This window comes from Bacillus sp. V2I10, assembly GCF_030817055.1.
Classification (GTDB): Bacteria; Bacillota; Bacilli; order Bacillales; family Bacillaceae; genus Bacillus_P.
Map to the genome: position 1 here is coordinate 2,809,345 of NZ_JAUSYV010000001.1, position 21,338 is coordinate 2,830,682.

General features: G+C 37.7%; 26 protein-coding genes and 1 pseudogene. 16 read left to right on the top strand and 11 right to left on the bottom strand.

What is annotated here, in order from left to right; translation table 11 throughout:
- Nucleotides 1-26: 26 nt before the first annotated feature.
- The 5 genes from QFZ72_RS14080 (at nt 27) to QFZ72_RS14100 (ending at nt 4,739) form a co-directional block, all read left to right on the top strand.
- Nucleotides 27-968 carry a phosphoenolpyruvate carboxykinase (ATP) gene (locus QFZ72_RS14080; RefSeq protein WP_307434241.1) on the top strand — a complete coding sequence of 314 codons (942 nt, stop codon included), beginning with the start codon at nt 27-29 and terminating at the stop codon, nt 966-968.
- Nucleotides 961-1,260 (top strand): lasso peptide biosynthesis PqqD family chaperone, encoded by a 300-nt coding sequence (locus QFZ72_RS14085; protein ID WP_307434243.1) that lies wholly within the window; start codon nt 961-963, stop codon nt 1,258-1,260. The genes QFZ72_RS14080 and QFZ72_RS14085 overlap by 8 nt, the downstream gene beginning before the upstream one ends.
- Nucleotides 1,261-1,325: 65 nt before the next feature.
- Nucleotides 1,326-1,760 carry a lasso peptide biosynthesis B2 protein gene (locus QFZ72_RS14090; RefSeq protein WP_307439767.1) on the top strand — a complete coding sequence of 145 codons (435 nt, stop codon included), beginning with the start codon at nt 1,326-1,328 and terminating at the stop codon, nt 1,758-1,760.
- Nucleotides 1,750-2,943, top strand: coding sequence for a nucleotidyltransferase domain-containing protein (locus QFZ72_RS14095; protein ID WP_307434245.1), 1,194 nt, complete (start codon nt 1,750-1,752; stop codon nt 2,941-2,943). The genes QFZ72_RS14090 and QFZ72_RS14095 overlap by 11 nt, the downstream gene beginning before the upstream one ends.
- Nucleotides 2,940-4,739 (top strand): ABC transporter ATP-binding protein, encoded by a 1,800-nt coding sequence (locus QFZ72_RS14100; protein WP_307434247.1) that lies wholly within the window; start codon nt 2,940-2,942, stop codon nt 4,737-4,739. The genes QFZ72_RS14095 and QFZ72_RS14100 overlap by 4 nt, the downstream gene beginning before the upstream one ends.
- A gap of 60 nt (nt 4,740-4,799) precedes the next feature.
- On the opposite strand, the gene QFZ72_RS14105 is transcribed toward QFZ72_RS14100, so the two are convergent.
- From QFZ72_RS14105 to QFZ72_RS14130, 6 genes are all read right to left on the bottom strand, one after another.
- Entirely contained in the window at nt 4,800-5,750 is a 951-nt protein-coding gene (locus QFZ72_RS14105; RefSeq protein ID WP_307434248.1) for a nucleotidyltransferase family protein, read from the bottom strand.
- Nucleotides 5,751-5,764: 14 nt separating this feature from the next.
- Nucleotides 5,765-7,567 (bottom strand): ABC transporter ATP-binding protein, encoded by a 1,803-nt coding sequence (locus QFZ72_RS14110; RefSeq protein WP_307434250.1) that lies wholly within the window; start codon nt 7,565-7,567, stop codon nt 5,765-5,767.
- Nucleotides 7,564-8,007: a S24/S26 family peptidase gene (locus QFZ72_RS14115; protein ID WP_307434252.1), complete on the bottom strand. Its 444-nt coding sequence runs from the start codon at nt 8,005-8,007 to the stop codon at nt 7,564-7,566. Before QFZ72_RS14115 ends, QFZ72_RS14110 begins: the two co-directional genes overlap by 4 nt.
- Nucleotides 7,997-8,266: a PqqD family protein gene (locus QFZ72_RS14120; RefSeq protein WP_307434254.1), complete on the bottom strand. Its 270-nt coding sequence runs from the start codon at nt 8,264-8,266 to the stop codon at nt 7,997-7,999. The genes QFZ72_RS14115 and QFZ72_RS14120 overlap by 11 nt, the downstream gene beginning before the upstream one ends.
- The gene (locus tag QFZ72_RS14125; protein WP_307434256.1) at nt 8,263-9,042 is read right to left on the bottom strand and encodes a hypothetical protein; all 780 of its coding nucleotides are present in this window, start codon (nt 9,040-9,042) and stop codon (nt 8,263-8,265) included. Before QFZ72_RS14125 ends, QFZ72_RS14120 begins: the two co-directional genes overlap by 4 nt.
- Before the next feature lie 65 nt (nt 9,043-9,107).
- Nucleotides 9,108-9,317, bottom strand: a complete 210-nt coding sequence (locus tag QFZ72_RS14130; RefSeq protein WP_307434258.1) for a hypothetical protein — start codon at nt 9,315-9,317, stop codon at nt 9,108-9,110.
- 281 nt (nt 9,318-9,598) lie between these two features.
- Here QFZ72_RS14130 and QFZ72_RS14135 point away from each other — a divergent pair, with 281 nt between their 5' ends.
- From QFZ72_RS14135 to QFZ72_RS14150, 4 genes are read left to right on the top strand one after another with little or no spacing between them, the layout of a single operon-like run.
- Nucleotides 9,599-10,363 carry a sigma-70 RNA polymerase sigma factor region 4 domain-containing protein gene (locus tag QFZ72_RS14135; protein ID WP_307434260.1) on the top strand — a complete coding sequence of 255 codons (765 nt, stop codon included), beginning with the start codon at nt 9,599-9,601 and terminating at the stop codon, nt 10,361-10,363.
- Entirely contained in the window at nt 10,360-11,217 is an 858-nt protein-coding gene (locus QFZ72_RS14140) for a DUF3307 domain-containing protein (RefSeq protein WP_307434262.1), read from the top strand. Before QFZ72_RS14135 ends, QFZ72_RS14140 begins: the two co-directional genes overlap by 4 nt.
- Nucleotides 11,218-11,235: 18 nt before the next feature.
- Entirely contained in the window at nt 11,236-11,937 is a 702-nt protein-coding gene (locus tag QFZ72_RS14145) for a Type 1 glutamine amidotransferase-like domain-containing protein (RefSeq protein WP_307434264.1), read from the top strand.
- Nucleotides 11,937-12,413: a DinB family protein gene (locus QFZ72_RS14150; protein ID WP_307434266.1), complete on the top strand. Its 477-nt coding sequence runs from the start codon at nt 11,937-11,939 to the stop codon at nt 12,411-12,413. Before QFZ72_RS14145 ends, QFZ72_RS14150 begins: the two co-directional genes overlap by 1 nt.
- 12 nt (nt 12,414-12,425) lie before the next feature.
- Here the strand turns inward: QFZ72_RS14150 and QFZ72_RS14155 are convergent, their stop codons facing one another.
- On the bottom strand, nt 12,426-12,668 hold the full coding sequence (locus QFZ72_RS14155; RefSeq protein ID WP_307434268.1) for a hypothetical protein: 243 nt from the start codon (nt 12,666-12,668) through the stop codon (nt 12,426-12,428).
- Between the two features lie 125 nt (nt 12,669-12,793).
- On the opposite strand from QFZ72_RS14155, the gene QFZ72_RS14160 reads away from it, so the two are divergent.
- On the top strand, nt 12,794-13,276 hold the full coding sequence (locus tag QFZ72_RS14160; protein WP_307434270.1) for a CBO0543 family protein: 483 nt from the start codon (nt 12,794-12,796) through the stop codon (nt 13,274-13,276).
- Nucleotides 13,277-13,290: 14 nt separating this feature from the next.
- On the opposite strand, the gene QFZ72_RS14165 is transcribed toward QFZ72_RS14160, so the two are convergent.
- On the bottom strand, nt 13,291-13,740 hold the full coding sequence (locus QFZ72_RS14165; protein WP_307434272.1) for a DMT family transporter: 450 nt from the start codon (nt 13,738-13,740) through the stop codon (nt 13,291-13,293).
- Between the two features lie 13 nt (nt 13,741-13,753).
- A complete protein-coding gene (locus QFZ72_RS14170; protein WP_307434274.1) occupies nt 13,754-14,176 on the bottom strand; it encodes a DMT family transporter in 423 nt (140 codons plus the stop codon).
- A gap of 90 nt (nt 14,177-14,266) precedes the next feature.
- Between QFZ72_RS14170 and QFZ72_RS14175 the strand changes: the two genes are divergently transcribed.
- A complete protein-coding gene (locus QFZ72_RS14175; protein ID WP_307434276.1) occupies nt 14,267-14,947 on the top strand; it encodes a cyclic nucleotide-binding domain-containing protein in 681 nt (226 codons plus the stop codon).
- Nucleotides 14,948-15,357: 410 nt separating this feature from the next.
- Nucleotides 15,358-16,467, top strand: a complete 1,110-nt coding sequence (locus QFZ72_RS14180; protein ID WP_307434278.1) for a histidine kinase N-terminal domain-containing protein — start codon at nt 15,358-15,360, stop codon at nt 16,465-16,467.
- A 26-nt stretch (nt 16,468-16,493) separates the two neighbouring features.
- On the opposite strand, the gene QFZ72_RS14185 is transcribed toward QFZ72_RS14180, so the two are convergent.
- Nucleotides 16,494-17,006 carry an ion channel gene (locus QFZ72_RS14185; protein ID WP_307434280.1) on the bottom strand — a complete coding sequence of 171 codons (513 nt, stop codon included), beginning with the start codon at nt 17,004-17,006 and terminating at the stop codon, nt 16,494-16,496.
- Nucleotides 17,007-17,171: 165 nt separating this feature from the next.
- On the opposite strand from QFZ72_RS14185, the gene QFZ72_RS14190 reads away from it, so the two are divergent.
- From QFZ72_RS14190 to QFZ72_RS14200, 3 genes and pseudogenes are all read left to right on the top strand, one after another.
- On the top strand, nt 17,172-18,056 hold the full coding sequence (locus QFZ72_RS14190; protein WP_307434282.1) for a carbon-nitrogen hydrolase family protein: 885 nt from the start codon (nt 17,172-17,174) through the stop codon (nt 18,054-18,056).
- 12 nt (nt 18,057-18,068) lie between these two features.
- The gene (locus tag QFZ72_RS14195; RefSeq protein WP_307434284.1) at nt 18,069-18,734 is read left to right on the top strand and encodes a GNAT family N-acetyltransferase; all 666 of its coding nucleotides are present in this window, start codon (nt 18,069-18,071) and stop codon (nt 18,732-18,734) included.
- A gap of 65 nt (nt 18,735-18,799) precedes the next feature.
- A pseudogene (locus tag QFZ72_RS14200) lies at nt 18,800-19,339 on the top strand (GNAT family N-acetyltransferase).
- Between the two features lie 50 nt (nt 19,340-19,389).
- On the opposite strand, the gene QFZ72_RS14205 reads toward QFZ72_RS14200, so the two are convergent.
- Complete coding sequence (locus QFZ72_RS14205; RefSeq protein ID WP_307434286.1) at nt 19,390-19,818, bottom strand: cell wall hydrolase; 429 nt, start codon at nt 19,816-19,818, stop codon at nt 19,390-19,392.
- Between the two features lie 256 nt (nt 19,819-20,074).
- Between QFZ72_RS14205 and QFZ72_RS14210 the strand changes: the two genes are divergently transcribed.
- Complete coding sequence (locus QFZ72_RS14210; protein WP_307434288.1) at nt 20,075-21,328, top strand: YeeE/YedE family protein; 1,254 nt, start codon at nt 20,075-20,077, stop codon at nt 21,326-21,328.
- Nucleotides 21,329-21,338: the final 10 nt, after the last annotated feature.

Below are 21,338 nucleotides of genomic sequence, written 5' to 3' on the forward strand. Positions count from 1 at the left end.
TTAATACAAATTCGGGGGATGTTTTCTTGAATAAAATTCGATTGAAGACACAGCTGTACCATGCTTTTGGATTTAATATACAGTCGGATATAGATTTGCTGGAACTGCCTCTAATTAAAATAGAAGAGAATGAACCTCAAATAATAATAGAAATATCAGATTTGACTTTGATTTGGAAAGAACTATCAGATGAAAACAAATCTTTTGTTATTAAAAAGGAATTTATCTTGTTCAAAATACAATCAGTTGGTATTTTTTTGGTGCAAAAAGGAAGAGAAATTCTCTATTCGCCCTTGGCGGATGCCGAAGATGATCTAATTCGTCTTTACCTGCTTGGAACATGCATGGGTGCAATATTAATGCAAAGAAGAGTTTTACCATTGCACGGCAGTGCTATCGCAATCGACGGTAAAGCATACGCAATTATTGGTGACTCAGGAGCAGGCAAATCAACTCTGGCTTCTTCTTTAATAAATATGGGGTATCAACTTATCAGTGATGATGTCATTCCCGTAACTCTAAATGAAGAAAAACTTCCCTTAATAACTCCGGCTTATCCTCAGCAAAAACTTTGGTTAGAAAGTCTCAATGAGTTTGGAATGAATGCAAATGGTTATAAACAGATTTTTAATAGAGAAACTAAATACGCAGTTCCAGTAAAAAATCAATTCGTTTCTCAGAAGCTTCAGCTTTCGGGGGTTTTTGAGTTAGTTAAATCGGACAATACAGAGATAATAGTAAACCCAATCCATAAACTAAACAGTCTTCAAACTTTGTTCAAACATACATATCGTAATTTCTTTATCGCTCAAATGGGTTTGATGGAATGGCATTTTAATACAACTGTAGCAATGGCTGAGAAAATCAATTTATACCAGCTTAGCAGGCCAACTAACCGTTTCACTTCACATGAACTGGCTGAAGAAATAATAAATGCTATCAAAGAGGAGGAAATTTTGTATGGATAACGCAGTAATCTCTTTAACAAATTCTATTGTAAGCCAAGGAGAAGGAAACATCGTAAGTGATATGAACGGGGAAAAAGTGATGCTCAGTATAAGTAATGGAAAATACTATAATCTAGGTGAAATGGGTAGTGTGATTTGGGATCTTATAGAAAGCCCTATAAACTTTAATCAATTAATCGAAAGTTTGCTTTCACAATATCAAGTTGAAAGAGATGAGTGTCAGAAACAGGTACTTTCTTTTTTAGAGTCCTTAAATAAAGAAAAATTAATTAAATTAGAAAAAGATATCTAGTGTAGTGGGATCTATTTTATGTAAGGGATAGTGAGATCTTGAATAAATTAGTACTGCTTCATTCAATGGATTTGAAGACTAAATTACTTTTGGCAGAATCTTTTTTTTACTTAGGACTTGGTCGATATCTTAAAAGCATACCTTTTTCAAAAGTAGCTCCTTCGTTGGGGCAGCATATGGAAGAGACAGCGTATGAAACTATTAATTTTAACAAAAAAACTATAGCCAGTGTCTCTCAAGCAATTAATATAATGAGCAAATATACATTTTGGGAAAGCCAATGTCTTGTAAAAGCTATTGCAGCAATGAAAATGCTGGAGAAGCGTAACATCGAAAGCACTTTATATTTGGGAACAGCAAGAGATGAGTCAGGGGAACTTGTAGCTCATGCTTGGCTGCGAAGTGGACCATATTTTGTCACGGGTTCAGAAGGTAAGGAGAATTATACGGTTGTTGGCAAATTTGCTAAGAAAATTGGAGGATTAGAGAATGAGACTTAATTTAGCAAAGGTGCCTAGAGAATTAAAGATCATTTTCGAACTTTTAAAAGACGAAAGTATTGAAAACTTAGTTGAAAAAAGCAGGTATTTGTTTACTAAGATTGATTGGACTCTATTTTTAAAATTAAGTATACATCATCGTGTTTATACAATGATTTATCCCCGCTTAAAACAGCTTCCTGAAGACATAATCCCATCAAACGTTATTCAATATCTGGCTGACAAATACAGGAATAATACATTCAAAATGCTTTTCTTAAGTGCAGAAATGGAGCAGCTGAGCAAGAAACTTTCAGAACACCAGATACGTGTTCTTTTTTTAAAAGGGCCAGTAATTGCCCACGATTTATACGGAGATATATCTCTCCGGACTTCTAGTGATCTGGATTTTCTCGTTCCTTTTGAAAAACTTGAAAGAACAGAAGAACTTTTGAAAACCCTTGGGTATGAAAAAGATGAATATATACATTCTGTGCTGGGCGATTGGAAGTGGAGACATCATCATTTTACTTATTTTCATCCTGTCAAAAAAACTAAAGCTGAAGTTCATTGGCGATTGAATCCTGGACCTGGCCTTGAACCTCATTTTGAAGATCTATGGAAGGAAAGGCGTAAAAGTGAACTGACATCTTCACCAATTTACTTTTTAGGAAAAGAAGACTTATTTTTGTTTCTGGTGTCGCACGGAGCAAGGCATGGATGGTCAAGATTAAGGTGGCTGTCAGATATTCAGCATATGATGGGGCAGGATATAGACTGGAATAAAATACAGGTATTGCTAAAAAAGCACCATTTCATTAATCAAGGTTCACAAGCTTTGGTTTTAGCATCGGAATTGTTAAATGCAGACGTTAAAACCAATATGACACATATGGTGGAAAATAAAAAATCAAGAGGACTCGCTCAGGAGGCAATTTTTTATTTTGAAAGAATGGTTAACTTACATACTGATCCTGTGCCTGATGAGATCTGGAAATATCATGCAAAACATTTATTTAGTTTAATGTCGCCAAAACAAAAATTACTCTTTTTATTTAGTTGCATTCATCCTTTGCCAGAGGACGCTGAAACACTCCGGTTGCCAAATCGACTTCATTTTTTGTATTTTCCTTTACGCCCCTTTTTATGGGCATGGAGGAAAACGAAAAGAGAAACAAGATACCTTAGGGGGCAAAAATCTTGAATCTAATCTTGTATTTTCTGAAGCAAATACAATCTTATGCTGGGAAAAGACTATATATAAACTTATTAGCTACTGTGTTTATAAGTTTATTAGATGGTGTAGGTATTTTATTGCTTATTCCCATGATAAGCATTACTGGCATTATCGATTTTAATGTGGGGAATACCCCTTTTAACGAGATTTTCTCTTTTTTTGACCGTATTCCAAGCAGTGTCGGTCTGCCTTTCATTCTATTAATTTTTGTTCTTATCGTGATCTTACAAAATATTTTACATCGTTACATAACGATTCAGAACATAAAAATCCAGCATGGTTTTTTTCGCCACTTGCGAGTAAACACGTATCATTCTTTGCTCCACGCAAACTGGGCTTTTTTTATAAAAAATAGAAAATCCGACTTAATCAATTTATTAACAACTGAAGTTGCCCGTTCTAGCGCCGGAACTCATTCGCTGCTGCTGTTTTTGGCATCTCTAATTTTTACTGTTATTCAAATCGGTCTAGCCTTCTTTCTTTCTCCCAGTATTACGTTTTTCTTATTGCTTTGCGGGGCTTTTATTGTCTTTCTAAACAGGGAATTTTTAAAGATGTCACTAGCTTTAGGGAAAAAAAATTATTCTCTAGGGAAAGAATACCTTGCTGGAATTACCGACCAAATTAATGGTATTAAGGATATTAAAAGCAATACTCTTGAAAAATCCAAAATGAATTGGTTTCTAAATGTTACTAAAGGAATGCAAGATGAACAGATTGAATACACCACATTAAGGACTATGTCCCAACTCTATTACAAAGTGGCTTCTTCTGTACTTATAGCTGTGTTTATTTTCATTGCAGCAAACATGTTTCATGCACAGGCGGGGGAATTAATGCTGATTATTGTGATCTTTTCAAGATTATGGCCAAGAGTTGCAGGTATTCAAAGTTCTTTAGAGCAGATTGCTACTATGCTTCCCTCATTTCATGCTGTGAAGAATCTACAAAATGAATCCAGAATAGCTGTTGAATTCAAAGAATCTGAGAACCTTTCAATTAGTCCTATTCAAATCAAGAAAGAAATTGAATGTAAAAGTGTATATTTCCGTTATTCTCAAAAACCCTTAGATTCCTATGCATTAGAAGATATCAATCTTGTTATACCTTCGAATAAAATGACAGCATTCGTCGGAAGATCTGGCGCAGGAAAGAGTACATTAATAGATATTTTGATGGGATTAAATCTTCCAGAAAAAGGTCAAGTATTAATAGACGGTAAACCTCTGACGAGTGAAAACCTGCTTTCAATGCGTAAAGCTGTTAGTTACGTGCCGCAAGATCCATTTCTATTCAATGCGAGTATTAAAGAAAATCTTCTAATGGTTGTATCTGATGCTACAGATGAAGAAATATGGAGAGCATTAGAATTCTCATCAGCTGCTGAATTTGTTAGAAAACTGCCCAATGGATTAGAAACATTAATTGGAGATAGGGGTATTCGTTTATCAGGTGGGGAGAGACAGCGAATTGTCCTATCCAGAGCAATATTACGGAAGCCTTCTATACTTGTTTTAGATGAAGCTACAAGTGCTTTAGATAATGAAAACGAAGCAAATATTCAAAGAGCATTAGAAAGGCTTAAAGGAAGTATGACAATCATTGTCATTGCTCATCGACTGTCAACAATAAGAAACGCAGATCAGGTAATTGTCTTAGATCAAGGGAATGTCATTCAAAAAGGTGAGTTTGGTCAGCTGGCGAAAGATAAGAAAAATCTTTTTGGGAAATTATTAAACAATCAAAAAGATGCAAGTCTTTAACGTCAAATAGATGAAAGATAACGTTAAAAGCCACTATAAATCTTTTATAGTGGCTTTTATTTATATTCTGTTATCAACACTAAACAATAAGTAATCCACAAGATCCAAATAAACCCTCAAACTCCGATACTCCCGATCCCTAATCTTCTCATATTCCCACCACTTACCGTAATTCTCTGGTACCGAGAGTTGTTCAGGATATATTATTTCATCAAACACCCTATAAACGATTTTCAACGTTCTCTGAACTCTTTTCAAAGTTTTATCTTTCTTTGCCTGGTTAAACAGAGATTCAAAGCAAATCTTATTATCCAAAATATACACCGTTTGAATCACATCAATAAAATGCCTCAGGGAATCTAAATTATGACGCCATGCATGAAGCACAATCATATAAAAAGCATGCTGGTGGGAGAGTTCTTTAATATGTTGATAAGCCATTATAGGAACCGCATCATTCCAAAACTCAATAATGTCCAGATCTGAGGTATTTTCTTTTAATAGGTTCCAATGTATTTCGACTCTTAATGGAATGGAAGAACCAGGCAAATCCAATCTGTAGCAGCAGTGAAAGTGATCTTTAGGACCCTCATCTTCATAGATGAATCCTCGATTTCTTAGTAATTCATCAACCGTTTGTTTGTCCTTTTGATGGATCAGTAAGTCAATATCAGAAGTAGATCTTGCTGCGATATGGCCAAAGTATTTTTCCGCAAAATAGACACCTTTTAAAGGGATGGTGTCTATTTTTTGAGTTTCAAATAATTTTAATATCTTTTCCATTTGTACTTTAATAAAAAGGTTTTGAAGCAAGATTTGATCTGTTGCTTTCTTTAAGTAGTCAGTGAAAAAAGCAGGTGTTTCATTAAGACGGTCATGTTGTTTTAATAGGTAATAAACTTGAGATTCAATTGAAAAGTGATGGATGTCTTCTATTAAATATTGATAATCACTTTCCTTTTCTGGTAATTTAGTTTGATTATATATTGATTGTAAAAAGTGTATGATCATCTTTCATCCATCCCTTATTGAGAGATTGCTTGTAATGAAGGCAGCTTTTCTTTTGCTTTAAATTGCAGGTGTAATAATTTTCTATATAGACCTTCTTGAGTAATCAGCTCCTCATGTCTTCCCAACTGAACAATTTTCCCCTCATCCATAACTATAATAAGATCTGCATGCTGAATCGTTGATAATCGATGGGCGATAATGAGTGTTGTTTTGTTTTTGATTGCGGCTAATGCTTCTTTGACAAAGTGCTCACTCTCACTGTCTAGTGCTGATGTTGCTTCATCTAGTAACAGAATAGGTGCCTTTTTTAGGATGGCTCTTGCAATAGAAAGCCTTTGTTTTTGTCCTCCTGAAAGGCGAACGCCTCTTTCGCCGACTTCTGTGTCATACTGATTTGGCAATGTCATGATAAAATCATGAATGTTTGCTTGTTTTGCTGCAGTGATCAGCTCTGAATTTGAGATGTTTGGCCGTGCGAGCAAGAGGTTATCTTTGATTGTTCCAGAGAAAAGAAAGGTCTCTTGCGCAACATATGCAAAAGAATTTCTTACCACAGAGGGCGGAAGGTGTTCTTCTGGATTGTGATCCAGCATGATCGTTCCGCTATCTGACTGATAGAAGCCTTGGATGAGGTGAAAGAGTGTTGATTTTCCTGCACCGCTTGGCCCGACAATCGCAACTGTTTGGCCCGCTGATATATCTAAAGTAAGGTTATCTATCGATTTTTTTTGCTGATCGTAACTGAAGGTAATGTTCTTCAGTTGAATAGAGCCTTTGATTTTTGATGGAACGTATTCAGGAAGATGGTTTAGTTCAACTTCTTCATTTAATACGTTTGATAGTCTTTCAACTGCTGATGCTGAACTTTGGAAGCTGCCCCAAATTCCTGCTAAACCGGTAAGCGGGGAGATCAGATGCTGCATCAGAGTAACAAAGGTGAGCAGCGAACCAACTGTAATCATTGATTTAGAAACAAAATAAGCTCCTAGGCAAAGTCCCGTTATATAAGTGATGGAAGTAATGGCTTCTCCGCCAATATAAAAAAAGCCACGGAGCTTTGTATTTTTCATTTCTAATGTAAAGAGTTCCTGGTTTTGACTGTTTTGCTTTTGAGCCATTTTTTTCTCTAAAAGAAAAGATCGAATAACGGATAAACCCTGGAAAATTTCATTAAGTGTACTGTTTATATCGCTGATTTGAGTAAACATTTTTCTGCTGTTGTTTCTGAGCAGGATGCCAAAAACAGTCCCAATTACAATGGCAAGAGGGATCACAGTAAAACCTATTAATGCCATCTGCCAGTTGATGATAAACATGTAAACAGAAACAGCAGCAAATGTTAAAGGGAGCTGAATGAGATAAAGCAGGTTGCTGCCGATGACTCCTTCGATGCAGTTGACATCGTTTGTGAAATGAGTCATTAAATCTCCAGTTCGCATGTTTGATGTTTTTTTCACTGGCAGCAGAAGAAGATGCTTTAAAACTTGCTCTTTGAGTTCAAGTTTTACTTTATTGATCGTTACGGACTCTAAATAAGTGTAAAAGTACGTCGTTGCCAAACTTATACTTAGTAAACCAAGGCCAAGCGGCAGCAGCCATTTTAGTTTATCCGTTTCATTTTGAACGGCAGCATCTGTGATCGTTCCAAAGAACCAGGCAAAACCGATCGTTAATAAAATTTGAGAGAGCATAATCAAAAAAAGAGATATGTAGGAACTTTTGTACTTTAATAGATAGGGACCCAGCAAAGTGAATGTCCTGCGGATATCTTCTATTAAAAACATGTTTTTGAATGTGATCCATTTCTTTGTGATCATAGCGCTTTACCGAGTCTTCTTTTTAAATAGAAGCGGAACAGCCGTGCTGAGAAGGGAGATGATACGACTGCCTGACTATAAAGAAATGCAAATGGCTTATACATACTGATCATGCCTTTCTTTTTTTGAACAGATTCCAGGCAGCCAATCACTTGAGCAGGTGATACTGGCTCATCAAGGCATTCGTTTGTATCGCCTTTTAGGAAGTAATGGCCCTTTTCATAGCGGTAAAATCTGTGGGCAATCATCTTCCCTGATTTTGAATAGAAGAGAAGGATCTGCCCTTTTTTAAGGTTTCTTTTATCGAATTTTGTAAATCGGCAAATTTCACCTTTTTGAATAAAGGGATACATGCTGAAGCCTTCAGCAGGCAAGTCAATCCATCCGTGTTTATCAATAGTCGCTTTCAATAGATTGATTGTATTCTGATCAAACCGCATGTTCAATCAATCCGTAATGTTCCAGTTCTTTTAGAAAGCATTGAAGCTCATTTTTTGTTTCCTGATTGTCGTTATTAAACTGTGTTTGATAAGACAGAACCAGTTCGTCTACAGTGTGTGCATCTTTTAGCAATGACCAGCAGAATCCGCCAGGTTCATTTAACTTCGTAATGGTGAATTGCCCGGAGTGGAGAATCATCCATTCTCCATCGATTTCTATTGTTTCGCAATCTGGTGCTTGTTTATAATAAGTTGTCATGAAATCATCTCCCAAAATCGATTATTTTTTTGAAAATAAAGATCATAAATGTCAACTTGTTCTACGAGAAATCTCAGCATGGGGAGAATTCTTTTTGTTTCTTTTTTATTACTGGGCCAATAGAATACTTTATCCAATAACGCTAAAAGGGCAGATGATTTATCAACCCGTTTTCTTTCTATTGAAAGAGATTGATGGAGAAGGTCAATGCTCAGCAGTTTTATATTAGAAACAGGTGCATGTCCATGCAATTCACTTCTAAATGGTGAGTCATAGGCAAGAATACCGTCTTTATCGATTTTTATGATTGTTGCTTCGTCCGACAAAAGCGGGCGGGGAGAAGACAGTTTTGCTGCTGTGGATTTTCCTGCTCCAGAATGTCCTGTAAAAATGTGTGCTCCTTTTTGCTCAAGGACACAAGACGAATGAAGAAGAATGCCCCAGTTTTTGTGAACAATAAAAGAACTGTATAGGTTCATTAAAGCGTGTTTTAGTGCGAGTTCATTGTGAACGTGCACTTCCGCCTGCGTGTAATTTGGGTCAACTGTAATTTTGTAGTCTGCTCTTTTAAAAGTGATGGAATTTTGGGTTTCAGAAATCTCTACATCATAATTTTTAAAGGGCTGACCGTATCCTTCCGCAATAAATATCGACAAATCTATTTTTCTGCCATTATCTATTAATAGGAATTGGTGAGTTAAAAATTTAACTAGTTTCTTATTTTCACAATGCAGTCTTATGTTATGCTCACCAATTTTAGTATTTATAAAGGTCATATAGTTCTCCTCAATCATCATATAAAGAAGGCCATAAGACATATGGACCTTCTTTATTGTGGATTTTAATTTCCTTTTCCCTTTCCTTTCCCTCCCCCATTATCATGGCGGGGACCGGTATATGGCGGATTAGGATAATGAATCCCGCCATTTCCATTTCCAGGGTGATCCACATTGCCATGGCCTTTATTCCAGCTCTGAGCTGTCTCAAACCGAACCGGCTGGTGACTTAAAACCATAGGACGTGATACATTTCCTTCATGTTCATTCTTCATAGTAGGCCTCATTTCTCAATGTAATTCTTTATAAAGAACAAAATACTTGTAGTTATTTTTTTCAGAATCACATAGAAGATTTTTGTTCTTTATAAAATAAATTATAGTTCTTATTAACGTACGTTGGTAGTTTTATTTTTCGACAAACAGTACTATTTTCACATTTTTTAAAGAAATTATGATTATTCGTCTAAATAGCAGCACATTATAAAAGTTTGACTATATAATCGAATTATTGATATATTTGCTTATATAATCGAATTTCTAGGAGGTTTCATTAAATGCCCCAACACCCAGCCTCAATTTTCATCATGGACATCCAAAATTCCTCAGCAGAGGGGAGGGGTGAAGAATTATCAGCCTATTTAGAAAAAATGGTAAAATGGATTAAGACTTGGACAAATGAAGAAGTGATTGTGAAACATCGCAGAGGAGATGAAATCATCTTGATTGCAAATGGGTATTCAACTGCATATGAAATTGCCCATTTCATCAGCGTCATATGGAACCTGCCAGACAATCCTCCATATTTCGGAGTTTCCTTTGGAGACATCAATAGAGAACTAAAAGAGATTGATATTGAAACGTGGATTCATCCCATGATCAAGCTTGCGAGGGAAGCCAATGAATCTCTGAAAAAAGAGGGAGATGACAGATCTCAATTCAAGTTTTATATAAAAGAAAACAGGGCTGAGGTTCAACTTTTGATGAATTCCCTGCTGATGATGCATCAAAAGCTGGTGAATGAACAAACAGATCTGCAGAAGCGCGTGTTTTCCTTATTTGAGATTTTCAATCAGCAGAGAAAAGTGGCAAGAATTTTAGGCAAATCCCCATCCACGATATCAAGTCACTTTAAGAAAGGGAGCGGAGATGATTTGAAAATGATTTTCAATAATTTGATCATTGTTTTGAACTCGCTTCAGCAAAAAGAATTCCCTGATTCACATCCAGCTCTGCCAAAATTGCAGCAGTCCATCCGCACCCATTTACAGCTGCACATCAGCGAATGGTATTCAAAAGAGGAAGGAAAGGGGAACACATGATTTTATTATGTCTCATTCTGGCTCATTTAATTGCTGATTTTTTTCTCCAATCGGATGAGATGGTGAGGGAAAAGCTGAAAAATTTGAAAAAGCATATGCTGCATCATTTTATAGTCCTTTTACCGGTAACGCTTGTGTTCTGGGCATTGTCCTTTGATTTTGCAAAGCCTCTGGAATATGTCGTTTTGCCGATCTTATTTTTATTAGGCACTCATTTTCTGATCGATTTTCTAAAAATAAACCTGCTGGACAAAACAACCGGCCAGCAAAATATGAAAAAGCTTTTCTATTTTATTGCAGATCAGATTATCCATCTGGCAATGATTATCATTGCTTGTCATTTATTTTTTAAGGTAACTTTTTCTGAACTGCTGGAAAAAGGAATTGAGCTCTTAATAGAGAATTCTTCTTTAAGTATACTGAATTCCGTCCTTTTTATAATCATTATTTTGATTTTGGTGACAAGTGTGAGCGGGCATATAATACGGATCTTGCTCGGAACGCTGCCGGCTCAGCTGCTTTCGTTTGAGGGCAGGTATGCTTTTAAGAATGAGCGGAAAGAGGAGCAGATGAATTCAGCCGGGGGACTTGTAGAGGAGTACAATTATTATACTTTTAATAAGCATGATCTATCGCGGGGAAAGCTGATTGGGTACATCGAGAGGCTGCTTGTCATAATTTTAACTTTTTATAGTGCTTATCCTGCGATTGCATTTATTGTAACGGCTAAGTCGATCGCGCGATTTAAGCAGATGGACGACCGGAATTGGGCTGAGTATTTTCTTCTTGGGACATTAACATCTATGTTTCTTGGCATTTTCTTTGGCTTGCTGCTGAGGGAAGTTTTAATTTAACAGGAGGAGATGTTGTCAGTGAGGCAGATTATTGCGATGGGGGGCGGAGGGTTTTCGATGGAGCCTGAAAATCCGCTGCTTGATCAATACATATTAAAGCAAAGTATGAAGGATCTTCCGAAAATTTGTTTTGTGCCGACTGCGAGCGGAGATCAGAATCAATATATCGAACGGTTTTATGATGCCTTTCATTCTCATCCATGTATACCTGATCATCTAGCTTTGTTTGATCCTCATTTTCATGATCTGGAGGATTTTGTCATGTCGCAGGATATTCTTTATGTTGGAGGCGGCAGTACGAGAAACTTGCTTGTTTTATGGAAAGAGTGGGGTTTGGATTCGATTATTAGAAAGGCTTATGAGAACGGGACCATTCTTGCAGGCTTGAGTGCGGGAGCTATTTGCTGGTTTGAAGAGGGGCTGACAGACCCCATGAACGCTCCGCTGTATAAATTAAACGGACTTGGCTTCCTGCATGGCAGCTGCTGCCCTCATTATGATGGGGAGGAGAAACGGAGACCTGCTTATCAGGTACATATTTTATCCGGAAAAATGAAACCAGGATACGGGCTTGATGATGGTGCTGCGGTTCACTTTACAGATGAAAAAATTTATAAAATCGTCAGCTCCAGACAGGAAGCTAAAGCATATTTTGTCAATAAATCAGAAGATTCAATATACGAAGAAGAAAAAATTCCCTTATATCTGGGTATTCAGTAATGCAGCTATTTTTTAAATACAATTGGCGCGTCAGAGAAGAGTGGTTTGAATGGTGCAAAGACCTGACTGGCGAAGAATTGCAGCAAAAACGGTCAGGAGGGGTGGGGAGTATTATCGAAACACTGATTCATATCATTGATGTAGAATACAGCTGGATCAATGTACTTAAGGGTGATGCGGTCATCGATTATACGATCAGGGAATACGACTCACTAGAAAAGATTATCCGATTATCCAGAGAACTGCAGCCAGAAATGATCTCGTATCTCCAGAATTGGAACATCGCATGGGAAAATGAAAATGTATCTCCGCCTTGGTTGGACGGCACCTATAAAAAAGGGGAAATCATCCGCCATGTCATTGCCCATGAAATTCATCACGCGGGACAGCTGTCTGTCTGGGCAAGAGACATGGGGAGGGAGCCTGTTGGAGCAAGTTTTATAGGCAGAGGGTTCATTCCAGAAAAAAAAGGCTAGATATCCAGCCTTTTAAAAAGATTCATTCACTTCCCAGGCTTCTACTAATTGATAGGCAGCATTGTAATCATATCCTTTTCCGAGCAGATAGGACATGGCGGCTACCTCCATTAGAGCATGCTGGTACGAAGTGAAATGTGCTTCTTTTAAACCATGCTGTACAAATGGGTGAACAGCACTTAATGTGGATGATTTTAGTTTTTGCATGACTGGCTTAGGATATCGTGCGTATGGATATGGCATGTAATGATACAATGTAAAACCTCCTCATTATGATCATCATTAGCATATGCAGGATAAACGGCTAAGTTCCTGCATAATCCGTATTATTTTTTTTGATAAAAGCAGATACTATCAAAAAAATGATAAGGATGTTGAAGATGGAAAAAACGATGATCAAAGGACTGTTTGCACTTTGTGCCGTATTGTTCCCTTTTGTAATACGAAAGCCAAATGTAAAGGAAATGCTTATTGTCTTTTTTGCCAAAGGTATATTGTCTACCATTATTGATGCTTATGTTGTCAATACTAAAAGAGTCAAGTACCCTGTAAGGCCATTTTCAAAGATTTTCAATACAAATATTCTGTTTGATTTGGTGTTTTTTCCGTTATTAAGTGTCATTTGGGTCCGTCAATCTTACAAAGATAAATTACCGGGGATCCTGTTGAAAAGCTTAACCTGGAGTGTGCCGATGTCCATTGCTCAGTGGTATATGGAAAAAACGACCCGTTTATTTAAATGGAAGAAGTGGTCTGTCTTTCATACCTTTGCAAGTATCAGCTTTACGCTTCTTACGATAAGAGCACTTGCAGCAGGTGTGAAAAGAACAGATAAAAATGAATATACATATCAGGAAGATTAATTAGAAATGGGATCTTATGCAGATCCCATTTCTTCTTTCCGGTCAATTCTCAAATTAAAGACAAGACCAAATAATACAAGCAATCCTCCAAGTATTTTCCCTTGAGACAATTCACCAAGTGCAAAGTAGTCAATCACAATACCCGTAAATAACTGCCCAATGAAAATAAAGAGGGTTAAATAAAAAGCAGATACTTTTGGCGTGAGGTAGCTTGAAAGAAAAATGACTATGACTCCTGCTGCACCGCCTAAGTAAGCCCAGCTTGGAACTTCAGATAAGTCTAAAGCCGAAAAGGAAACAGCCTCGCTGCTGAATAAAAGAAAAACCAGGGATAATATCAGACCTGTCACAAAATTGATGAGCGTGCCTTCAAGTAAGCCAATTTTGTCTGCAAGGTTGGAATTGATGATTCTTGCGATAACAATTGAAACTCCCGCTAAAATAGAAATAATCAAGTAGACCATTGTAAATACCTCCTTAATAAAACGTCATAACGGCACTGCCCAGCAGAATAAATGCCAGACCAATGCATTTTGTTTTGTTGAATTTTACGGTTTTCATTCCTAAAAGCCCGTAGTGATCGATGATAATGGCAGCCAGGGACTGCCCTAACAATCCAAGGGCTATCGTGACAGATACCCCAAGTGACATGAAGCTGATATTTGAAAAAAGGACGGTAAGCACTCCAATGGCACCAGCGCTGTACAAATAAAGCGGCAGTCCTTTTTGAAAATGAATAGGTTTTTTTATAAAGAAAAAAACTGCGGAAATGGCAAGAAGCCCGACGAAATGAATGGCAACACTAGAGGTGTAATTTCCTATGCCATTTGAGAGTTCTCCGTTCAATACAATCATGATGGCAATAAAAGCGCCAACTGCAGCAGAGATCAGGTTGTACAAAATATTCACTCCTTCTCTAGATGTCTTGTTTCATTATCCATATATAAAAGTGATATAATGATGACATATGTCACATAGTTGAGGTTTTTTATGAAAAAATTACAAAATCAGAAATTGTTTGAAGAGTACATAGCGGTGAACAAAATTGCCGGGTATTTTTCCGAGGATATGAAAGAATGGATGGAACTGTACGTCTTTTCAAAAAATGAATATTTATGCCGGGAAGGAGCAGAAATGGATTATCTCTATTTTTTTGTAGATGGACGTGCGAAGGTTTACACGACATTAAGCAACGGGAAATCCCTGCTGCTCTCATTTTATGAGGGATTTAAAGTGCTGGGAGATGTAGAACTATTCCAAGTGCGGGGAGCAGCATCAAGTGTTCAGGCTATTGACGATACATATTGTATTGGCATTTATTTGCCGCAAGTAAGAGAAAAATTGCTGCGGGATCCTGTTTTTTTAACCTTTATGGGATATTCTCTATCCGACAAGCTGAACAGGCTTTCAAAAAATAGCTCCATCAATCTGTATTATCCGCTTGAACATAGACTTTCAAGCTATATTTTAGCTACTGGTGTGAAAAAGGAGAGCATCCTGTTTAAAGAAAACCTGACGTACCTCTCTGAAATGCTCGGCACAAGCTATCGTCATCTGCTGCGGACGCTGGATATGCTTTGTAAAAGAGGAACAATCCGAAAAAAAGAGAATGCTTATGAAGTGATGAATGAAAGTGAATTGCGAAAGCTTGCAGGGGATATTTATAGATAGGTGAGTAGATAAAGAATGAATGGACATTCAGTGAACGTTTCGAATGATGTGGGGACTGACATTTTCTGAGGACTTCAGTATTGCATAGTGTTAAGTCGGCTCAGAAAACGGGGTTTCAACATTAGACTAACTTATATAGTCAGACTTATAATAAGAAAAGTAAATTTGTAAAGCGATTACAAAAAGTGAAGCTTGAGATTTTTATCGTATATGGTATTCACTTCCATCAGCACATTCGATTGTACCAAAAGTGAAAAGGGAAATACCGTATTAATTCATATTATGATAGAATGTAAATTGTATTGTTTAGCAGGAATATTCCAAACTTTAGCCCTATTTATTATTCCTCTTCTAAACAAAAATAGAAATACATATGATTCTTCTGCAAGAATTTAGGGGTGCTTTTACTTATGACAGCTTCAGACGAGTTAATTCGGTTTTTAGATGATAATATTTCTACTTTTATCGCTGTATGGCGGCAAAATATTACGATTTCAGATGACGATCTTCATCAGGAAGAAGTAGAGAAAAACGGGATGAGGATGTATGACTTGGTAAAAAAAACCATTCAGCGGCCGTTAAGCTCAGATGAAATTGATATTTTGGCTAGTAAAGTAGCTCTAGAAAGAGTAGAAGCAAATGTAAACATTGGTGATTTCATAAATAATGTGAATCTTGGAAGACGTGCAGTGATCGGGTATATTGTCAGTTCTGGAATTCCGCGAAATGACCTGCAGCCTTATATTGAAGAAATCAATGTTCTTTTTGATCAGTTTTCTTATTTTGCTGTGAAAAAATACACTGAGGTGAAAGAAGAAATACTGCAGGAAAAAATTTCATTCATTGATCAAAGCCATAAAGAGAGGCTGACCATATTGGGTCAAATGTCATCAAGCTTTGTCCATGAATTCAGAAATCCGCTGACAGCAGTAAAAGGCTTCATTAAACTGATGCAAAATGATCATCCTGATTTGAAGTATTTGGACATCATCAGTCATGAGGTTGATCAGCTGAATTTTAGGGTGTCACAATTTCTCCATGCATCCAAAAAAGAGACGATAGAGAGTAAACGTGAACTGCTTGACCTCAGTGAATTATTAGATGAAGTTCTATCATTTATGTATCCCAGTCTTCTTGACGGCAGCGTTAAAGTACAGGAAATCTCCAAAAGAGAAACCAGGGTTATGGCGAGCAAAGATGAATTAAGGCAAGTTTTTTTAAATCTTTTGCTTAATTCCATTGATGCGCTTCAGAAAATAGAGTCTGACCGTACGATTACGATTGAATTTGAAATGATTGATAACATGACATATATACATATTGGAAACAATGGTCCAATGATTCCGCCGAAGCAAATTCAATCGATTTTTGAACCGTTTTTCACTACAAAAGAATTAGGAACGGGAATCGGCCTTTATATCTGCAGAAAAATAATTGAAAGTCATCAAGGGGCGATTCAATGTTCTTCTGATGAGCAATCGACCCGGTTCTCCTTATCACTTCCGCATATTACCGCATAAAAGAGGACCTGGAATAGAATCCAGGTCTATTTTAAATTCTTTATTAATTTTGAAGTGATAATCGCCATAAATAAAGTACTGATAATGAATCCAATCAGCATTTCAGAAGCAGCAATCATGTTAGAGATTACACCAATCGAAGTAATATCTCCAAATCCAGTTGTTGTAAACGTCGTAATACTGTAGTACAAAAAGTCATCACCTGAAAGCTCTTTTCCCGAGAACTTAAAGGATTTTTCTCCTTTAATCCGGTATATTTGCATAAAAAGATTTGCATAAGTTGTAATAATTAATGAGAGAAGAAAGCCAGAGCCTGTAAAGATGTTTTGAAGGCTTTCCTCTGTTTTCGGGATAGTGATAATAAATTCAAAAAGAAAATACAAACAAATGAGGAGCATAAATAATAAAGCTATAAAAAGTATGTAATGAGGAATATTTAGTGTTAAAAATGTTTCTGCCAAAAGCAGGGTGATCATGAATACGTTTAGAGCAAGGTATATATACAGTTTTTTTTTATTAAATTCATGTTTTGCCAGCATAGTTCCCTCGTTATAATGGATTTCTACTATTTTCTCCTTTCAAAAAAATCTCATACAGTATACTTTTATTACTAACTAACACAAAAGTGCGTACTTGTTAAATTTGCTTATTTATCTAATAATGTTTTTATTAAGAAAAAGAGAAAGAGAAAGAGAGGGGTTTTCATGCAACTTAGAGTATCCGCAGTACAATATGATCTTCACAGCATCCGTTCCTTTAAAGAATTTGCAGATCAGGTGGAGCATTATATGAAAACAGCAGAGGAATTCGGTTCTGATTTCGTTTTATTTCCGGAGTTTTTTACAACTCAGCTTATGTCCATAGGAGATGCAGAGGGAAATGCTTTAACCATAAACGAATTGCCTGATTTTACAGATCAATATCGGGAATTATTTATAAACCTTGCGCAAAAAACTGGTATGCATATTATTGGAGGGACGCATGTTACTAAAAGAGAAAATCGCCTTTATAATGTTGCTCACTTATTTTATCCGGATGGAAGAGTGGCTGAACAGGCAAAGCTTCACATTACACCGACAGAGGTTCATGAGTGGAATATGACGCCTGGAGACAATCTTGAAGTATTTGAAACAGAAAAAGGAACAATCGCCATGCTGACGTGTTATGACATCGAGTTCCCCGAAGTAGTCCGTATTGCAAAAGCAAAAGGTGCAGATGTTATTTTTTGTCCATCCTGTACCGATGATCGTCACGGTTTCTACAGAGTTCGTTATACCAGTCATGCCCGGGCAATCGAAAATCAAGTGTATGTAGTAACCACTGGTACTGTAGGATCCCTTCCAACTGTTGACTTTATGAGAGGGAACTTTGGTCAAGCAGCTGTTATTACACCAAATGATGTACCATTTCCTCCGAAAGGGATAGCGGCTGAAGGTGAAATCAATCAGCCTATGATTGTAACGGCAGATCTTGATCTTGAGCTTCTTTATAAAGTCCGTGCGAGCGGTTCAGTTACAACATGGCGTGATCGCCGTACAGATTTATATCCTGATTGGGAAGCAAAGCAGGGGGATCGGACTCTGCTATAAGGAGGAGTTCTCTTGTATGTAAAAGAATTTTTTGTTTTTGATGGTGACAAGCCTGTTAAAGCAGTCGTTCGAAACTACACTGAAAAGGATTTTGATGCATTAATAGGCATTCAGCAGGAGAGCTTTCCTCCTCCGTTTCCGTCTGAGCTGTGGTGGAATGAAGAACAGCTGACAAATCATATCACGCTCTTTCCAGAGGGCGCACTTTGCATTGAAATAAATGGAGAAGTCTCGGGTTCCATGACGGGACTGCTTGTTCAGTTTGATCCAAATCACCCTGTGCATACATGGGAAGAGATCACAGACAATGGGTATATTCGCAATCATGATCCAAACGGAAATACTCTTTATGTAGTTGATATTGGTGTTCGTCCCGCCTACAGAAAGGCAGGACTTGGAAAATGGCTGATGTTTTCCATGTATGATGTGGTTGTACACATGGGATTGGATAGGCTGCTTGGCGGGGGAAGAATGCCTGGTTATCAGCAGCATTCAGATAAATGGACGCCAGAGCAATATATTGATCGTGTGGTAGAGGGAAATTTAAAAGATCCAGTTATCTCATTCTTGCTGCGCTGCGGAAGAACGCCTGTCCAAATTGTACCCAATTATTTAGAGGACGAGGAATCGTGCAATTACGGCACGTTAATGGAATGGAAAAATCCTTTTAAAAAATAAGAAGTATGGAATATAAAAAAATAAATAGCATTGCCGACCCGTTGTTCAAATCCATGCATGAATGAATGCAAAAGGTCTTCCCTCCTGAGGAAGTACTTGAATTTGATCTTTGGAAAGGCTTGAAGATCCGGGTATTCGCGTTTTGTTGCCGTTAAAAATGGAGAGGTTGTGGGTGCAACAAAATACCGTTACTATGAGGATTTTAATGTAGCAATGACTGATTTTACAATTATCGGCCAGCCATGCCATGGAATTAGACCATTTTTGGCACATTAGCAGCTGAAAACGGAATGAAAGTAGCTTGAATGTTTGCCGAAATCTATGATCCATATCAGGTGGAAAACTACGAGTTTGGCGGCGTTAAGCCAATGGATCCTTATGTGCGCCGTGAGGTATTAGGCCACCTGGGATACAAACGTCTGGACTTTGCTTAGTTCATCTATCTTGGAACAATGATGGTGAAGCAGTGACAGGACTTGATCTTGCATCCAATGACAGAATAGGCAAGCTTTTTAATACGATATTATTCCGTGCTCACAAATAAACCTCAAGCGTGGGCAGAAATGATCGGAAATTTGGAGACAAAAGAAAAGCAGGCTTACTGATATTATGATGAACGAAAAAATCCTCGTTTGATGACGAGGATTTTTTCGTTCTAAAACGTGTTATAAATATTATCGCATTCACCAGCTCTAGGTTGATAAAAACAATGCAGTTTGTAGCGTGCGACGTGCGGCTGATTATACCAAGTAGGAGGGCAGTCTCCTGGCGGTCTGAAATACCATAAGCTGAATTTTGCGGGCCAATACCTTTCTCCGGCAATACTCCGCCTCGCCAGCCTCTTTTCCTTTTCTCTTGCTCTTTGATAAAAATAACCGTGCTGAACAGCCTCAAAAGCGTGCGCTTGATAGACCATTTGCGGGATGGTACGAATGTTTTTAAAGTCTGAGCAATCCGCTCTAACCCGATTAATCCCTACATTTCCTACAAGCTGCATGCCCCTTACTCCTTCGCCTTCCGCTTCAGCCCGAAGCAATCTGGCCATTAAATCAATATCTGAGTTTGATGATTTTACAACTGCCATGATTTCGCCTCCATTGTCGTGCATATTCTTATCATATTCTAGAAGGCTCGCTGAATGACGCTTCAATTTCATTTTTTAAATAATGGAAAATTAAAAGTACTGATGAATGAGATATCGGAAAATGGCTTACATTCTGACCTCTCGTGCTATTCCATTTTTTTTAAAGAAGCAAATTCGTTTACAGATTTAATTAAAAAGGGTATTGTATAGAGATGGATTTAATCCGACTAATCACATAAGAAAAGGAGATTATATGATGTCTGAAACGACTTTAAATAGGAATTCTGTATATAAACCGCGAACAACTGTTATCTCGGAACTAAATCCGATACAAAAGCCGCTTGTTGCGGCAGGATTACTTGCAGCTATCATTTTATTCATTGCGATTTTAAGTACAACTAACGTGACTCAAGCTGTGTTATATATTATTGGAATTATGCTTGGCGCTACCTTGCTGCACGCTCGCTTTGGTTTCACATCTGCCTTCAGGCGTCTGATGTCCGTAGGAAACGTTCAAGGTCTCCAGGCTCACATGCTTATGCTTGCCATTGCTTCAACATTATTTGCTGTTATACTAAGCACCGGCTTTAGCTTTACGGGAACAACTCCGGCAGGATATGTTTCGCCAGTTGGTGTAAGTGTTATTTTCGGATCTTTTATCTTTGGAATTGGGATGCAGCTTGGGAATGGGTGTGCTTCTGGAACACTTTATTCTGTTGGCGGCGGTTCCTCTTCAATGATTCTAACTCTGATCTCATTCATTGCGGGGTCTGTTATTGGCGCTTATCACTTTACATTTTGGATGGAAGATATGCCTTCATTACCACCTATTTCACTGGCGACTTCAACAGGTCTTGGTTATTTCGGAGCACTGCTTGTTCAATTAGCAGCATTCGCGCTTATCTATTGGATTACAGTGCAGTTTGCTAGAAAGAAAAACCCTCCAATGATGAAGCCACTGCCAACTGCGAAAGGCTTTAAAAAAATCATAAGAGGTTCATGGCCGTTGTTCGCAGCAGCTATTATTCTGGCACTTTTAAATGCTTTAACTCTTACAATTAGAGGCAATCCATGGGGAATTACATCAGCTTTTGCTCTTTGGGGAGGGAAGACGTTAATGGCAACCGGCATTGACGTTTCAACTTGGGGTTATTTTACAGGTGCAAACGGTGAGGCACTTACTAAAACGGTATTGGCTGATTCGACAAGTGTCATGAACTTTGGCATTATTCTTGGAGCCTTTATTTCAGCTGCAGCACAAGGAACCTTCAAACCGGGAAAAATTAAACCGGGCGTAGCAGGAGCCTCTATTATTGGAGGACTTTTAATGGGGTATGGTGCCCGTCTTGCATTTGGCTGCAACATCGGTGCTTATTTTGGCGGGATTGCCTCATTCAGTCTCCATGGCTGGGTTTGGATGATCATGGCGATGCTTGGTACTTTTCTTGCTCTATTTATTCGTCCGCTGTTTGGTCTGAAAAATCCTAAATCTACAGACTCAATTTGCTGAGAACCCTCTT

What these genes read in the sequence shown, in the direction of transcription:
- QFZ72_RS14085 (WP_307434243.1), top strand. Translation starts at nt 961, where the DNA reads ATGGATAACGCAGTAATCTCTTTAACAAATTCTATTGTAAGCCAAGGA.
- QFZ72_RS14090 (WP_307439767.1), top strand. Translation starts at nt 1,326, where the DNA reads ATGGATTTGAAGACTAAATTACTTTTGGCAGAATCTTTTTTTTACTTA.
- QFZ72_RS14095 (WP_307434245.1), top strand. Translation starts at nt 1,750, where the DNA reads ATGAGACTTAATTTAGCAAAGGTGCCTAGAGAATTAAAGATCATTTTC.
- QFZ72_RS14105 (WP_307434248.1), bottom strand. Translation starts at nt 5,750, where the DNA reads ATGATCATACACTTTTTACAATCAATATATAATCAAACTAAATTACCA.
- QFZ72_RS14110 (WP_307434250.1), bottom strand. Translation starts at nt 7,567, where the DNA reads ATGATCACAAAGAAATGGATCACATTCAAAAACATGTTTTTAATAGAA.
- QFZ72_RS14115 (WP_307434252.1), bottom strand. Translation starts at nt 8,007, where the DNA reads ATGCGGTTTGATCAGAATACAATCAATCTATTGAAAGCGACTATTGAT.
- QFZ72_RS14120 (WP_307434254.1), bottom strand. Translation starts at nt 8,266, where the DNA reads ATGACAACTTATTATAAACAAGCACCAGATTGCGAAACAATAGAAATC.
- QFZ72_RS14125 (WP_307434256.1), bottom strand. Translation starts at nt 9,042, where the DNA reads ATGACCTTTATAAATACTAAAATTGGTGAGCATAACATAAGACTGCAT.
- QFZ72_RS14130 (WP_307434258.1), bottom strand. Translation starts at nt 9,317, where the DNA reads ATGAAGAATGAACATGAAGGAAATGTATCACGTCCTATGGTTTTAAGT.
- QFZ72_RS14135 (WP_307434260.1), top strand. Translation starts at nt 9,599, where the DNA reads ATGCCCCAACACCCAGCCTCAATTTTCATCATGGACATCCAAAATTCC.
- QFZ72_RS14140 (WP_307434262.1), top strand. Translation starts at nt 10,360, where the DNA reads ATGATTTTATTATGTCTCATTCTGGCTCATTTAATTGCTGATTTTTTT.
- QFZ72_RS14150 (WP_307434266.1), top strand. Translation starts at nt 11,937, where the DNA reads ATGCAGCTATTTTTTAAATACAATTGGCGCGTCAGAGAAGAGTGGTTT.
- QFZ72_RS14160 (WP_307434270.1), top strand. Translation starts at nt 12,794, where the DNA reads ATGGAAAAAACGATGATCAAAGGACTGTTTGCACTTTGTGCCGTATTG.
- QFZ72_RS14165 (WP_307434272.1), bottom strand. Translation starts at nt 13,740, where the DNA reads ATGGTCTACTTGATTATTTCTATTTTAGCGGGAGTTTCAATTGTTATC.
- QFZ72_RS14175 (WP_307434276.1), top strand. Translation starts at nt 14,267, where the DNA reads ATGAAAAAATTACAAAATCAGAAATTGTTTGAAGAGTACATAGCGGTG.
- QFZ72_RS14180 (WP_307434278.1), top strand. Translation starts at nt 15,358, where the DNA reads ATGACAGCTTCAGACGAGTTAATTCGGTTTTTAGATGATAATATTTCT.
- QFZ72_RS14185 (WP_307434280.1), bottom strand. Translation starts at nt 17,006, where the DNA reads ATGCTGGCAAAACATGAATTTAATAAAAAAAAACTGTATATATACCTT.
- QFZ72_RS14190 (WP_307434282.1), top strand. Translation starts at nt 17,172, where the DNA reads ATGCAACTTAGAGTATCCGCAGTACAATATGATCTTCACAGCATCCGT.
- QFZ72_RS14205 (WP_307434286.1), bottom strand. Translation starts at nt 19,818, where the DNA reads ATGGCAGTTGTAAAATCATCAAACTCAGATATTGATTTAATGGCCAGA.
- QFZ72_RS14210 (WP_307434288.1), top strand. Translation starts at nt 20,075, where the DNA reads ATGTCTGAAACGACTTTAAATAGGAATTCTGTATATAAACCGCGAACA.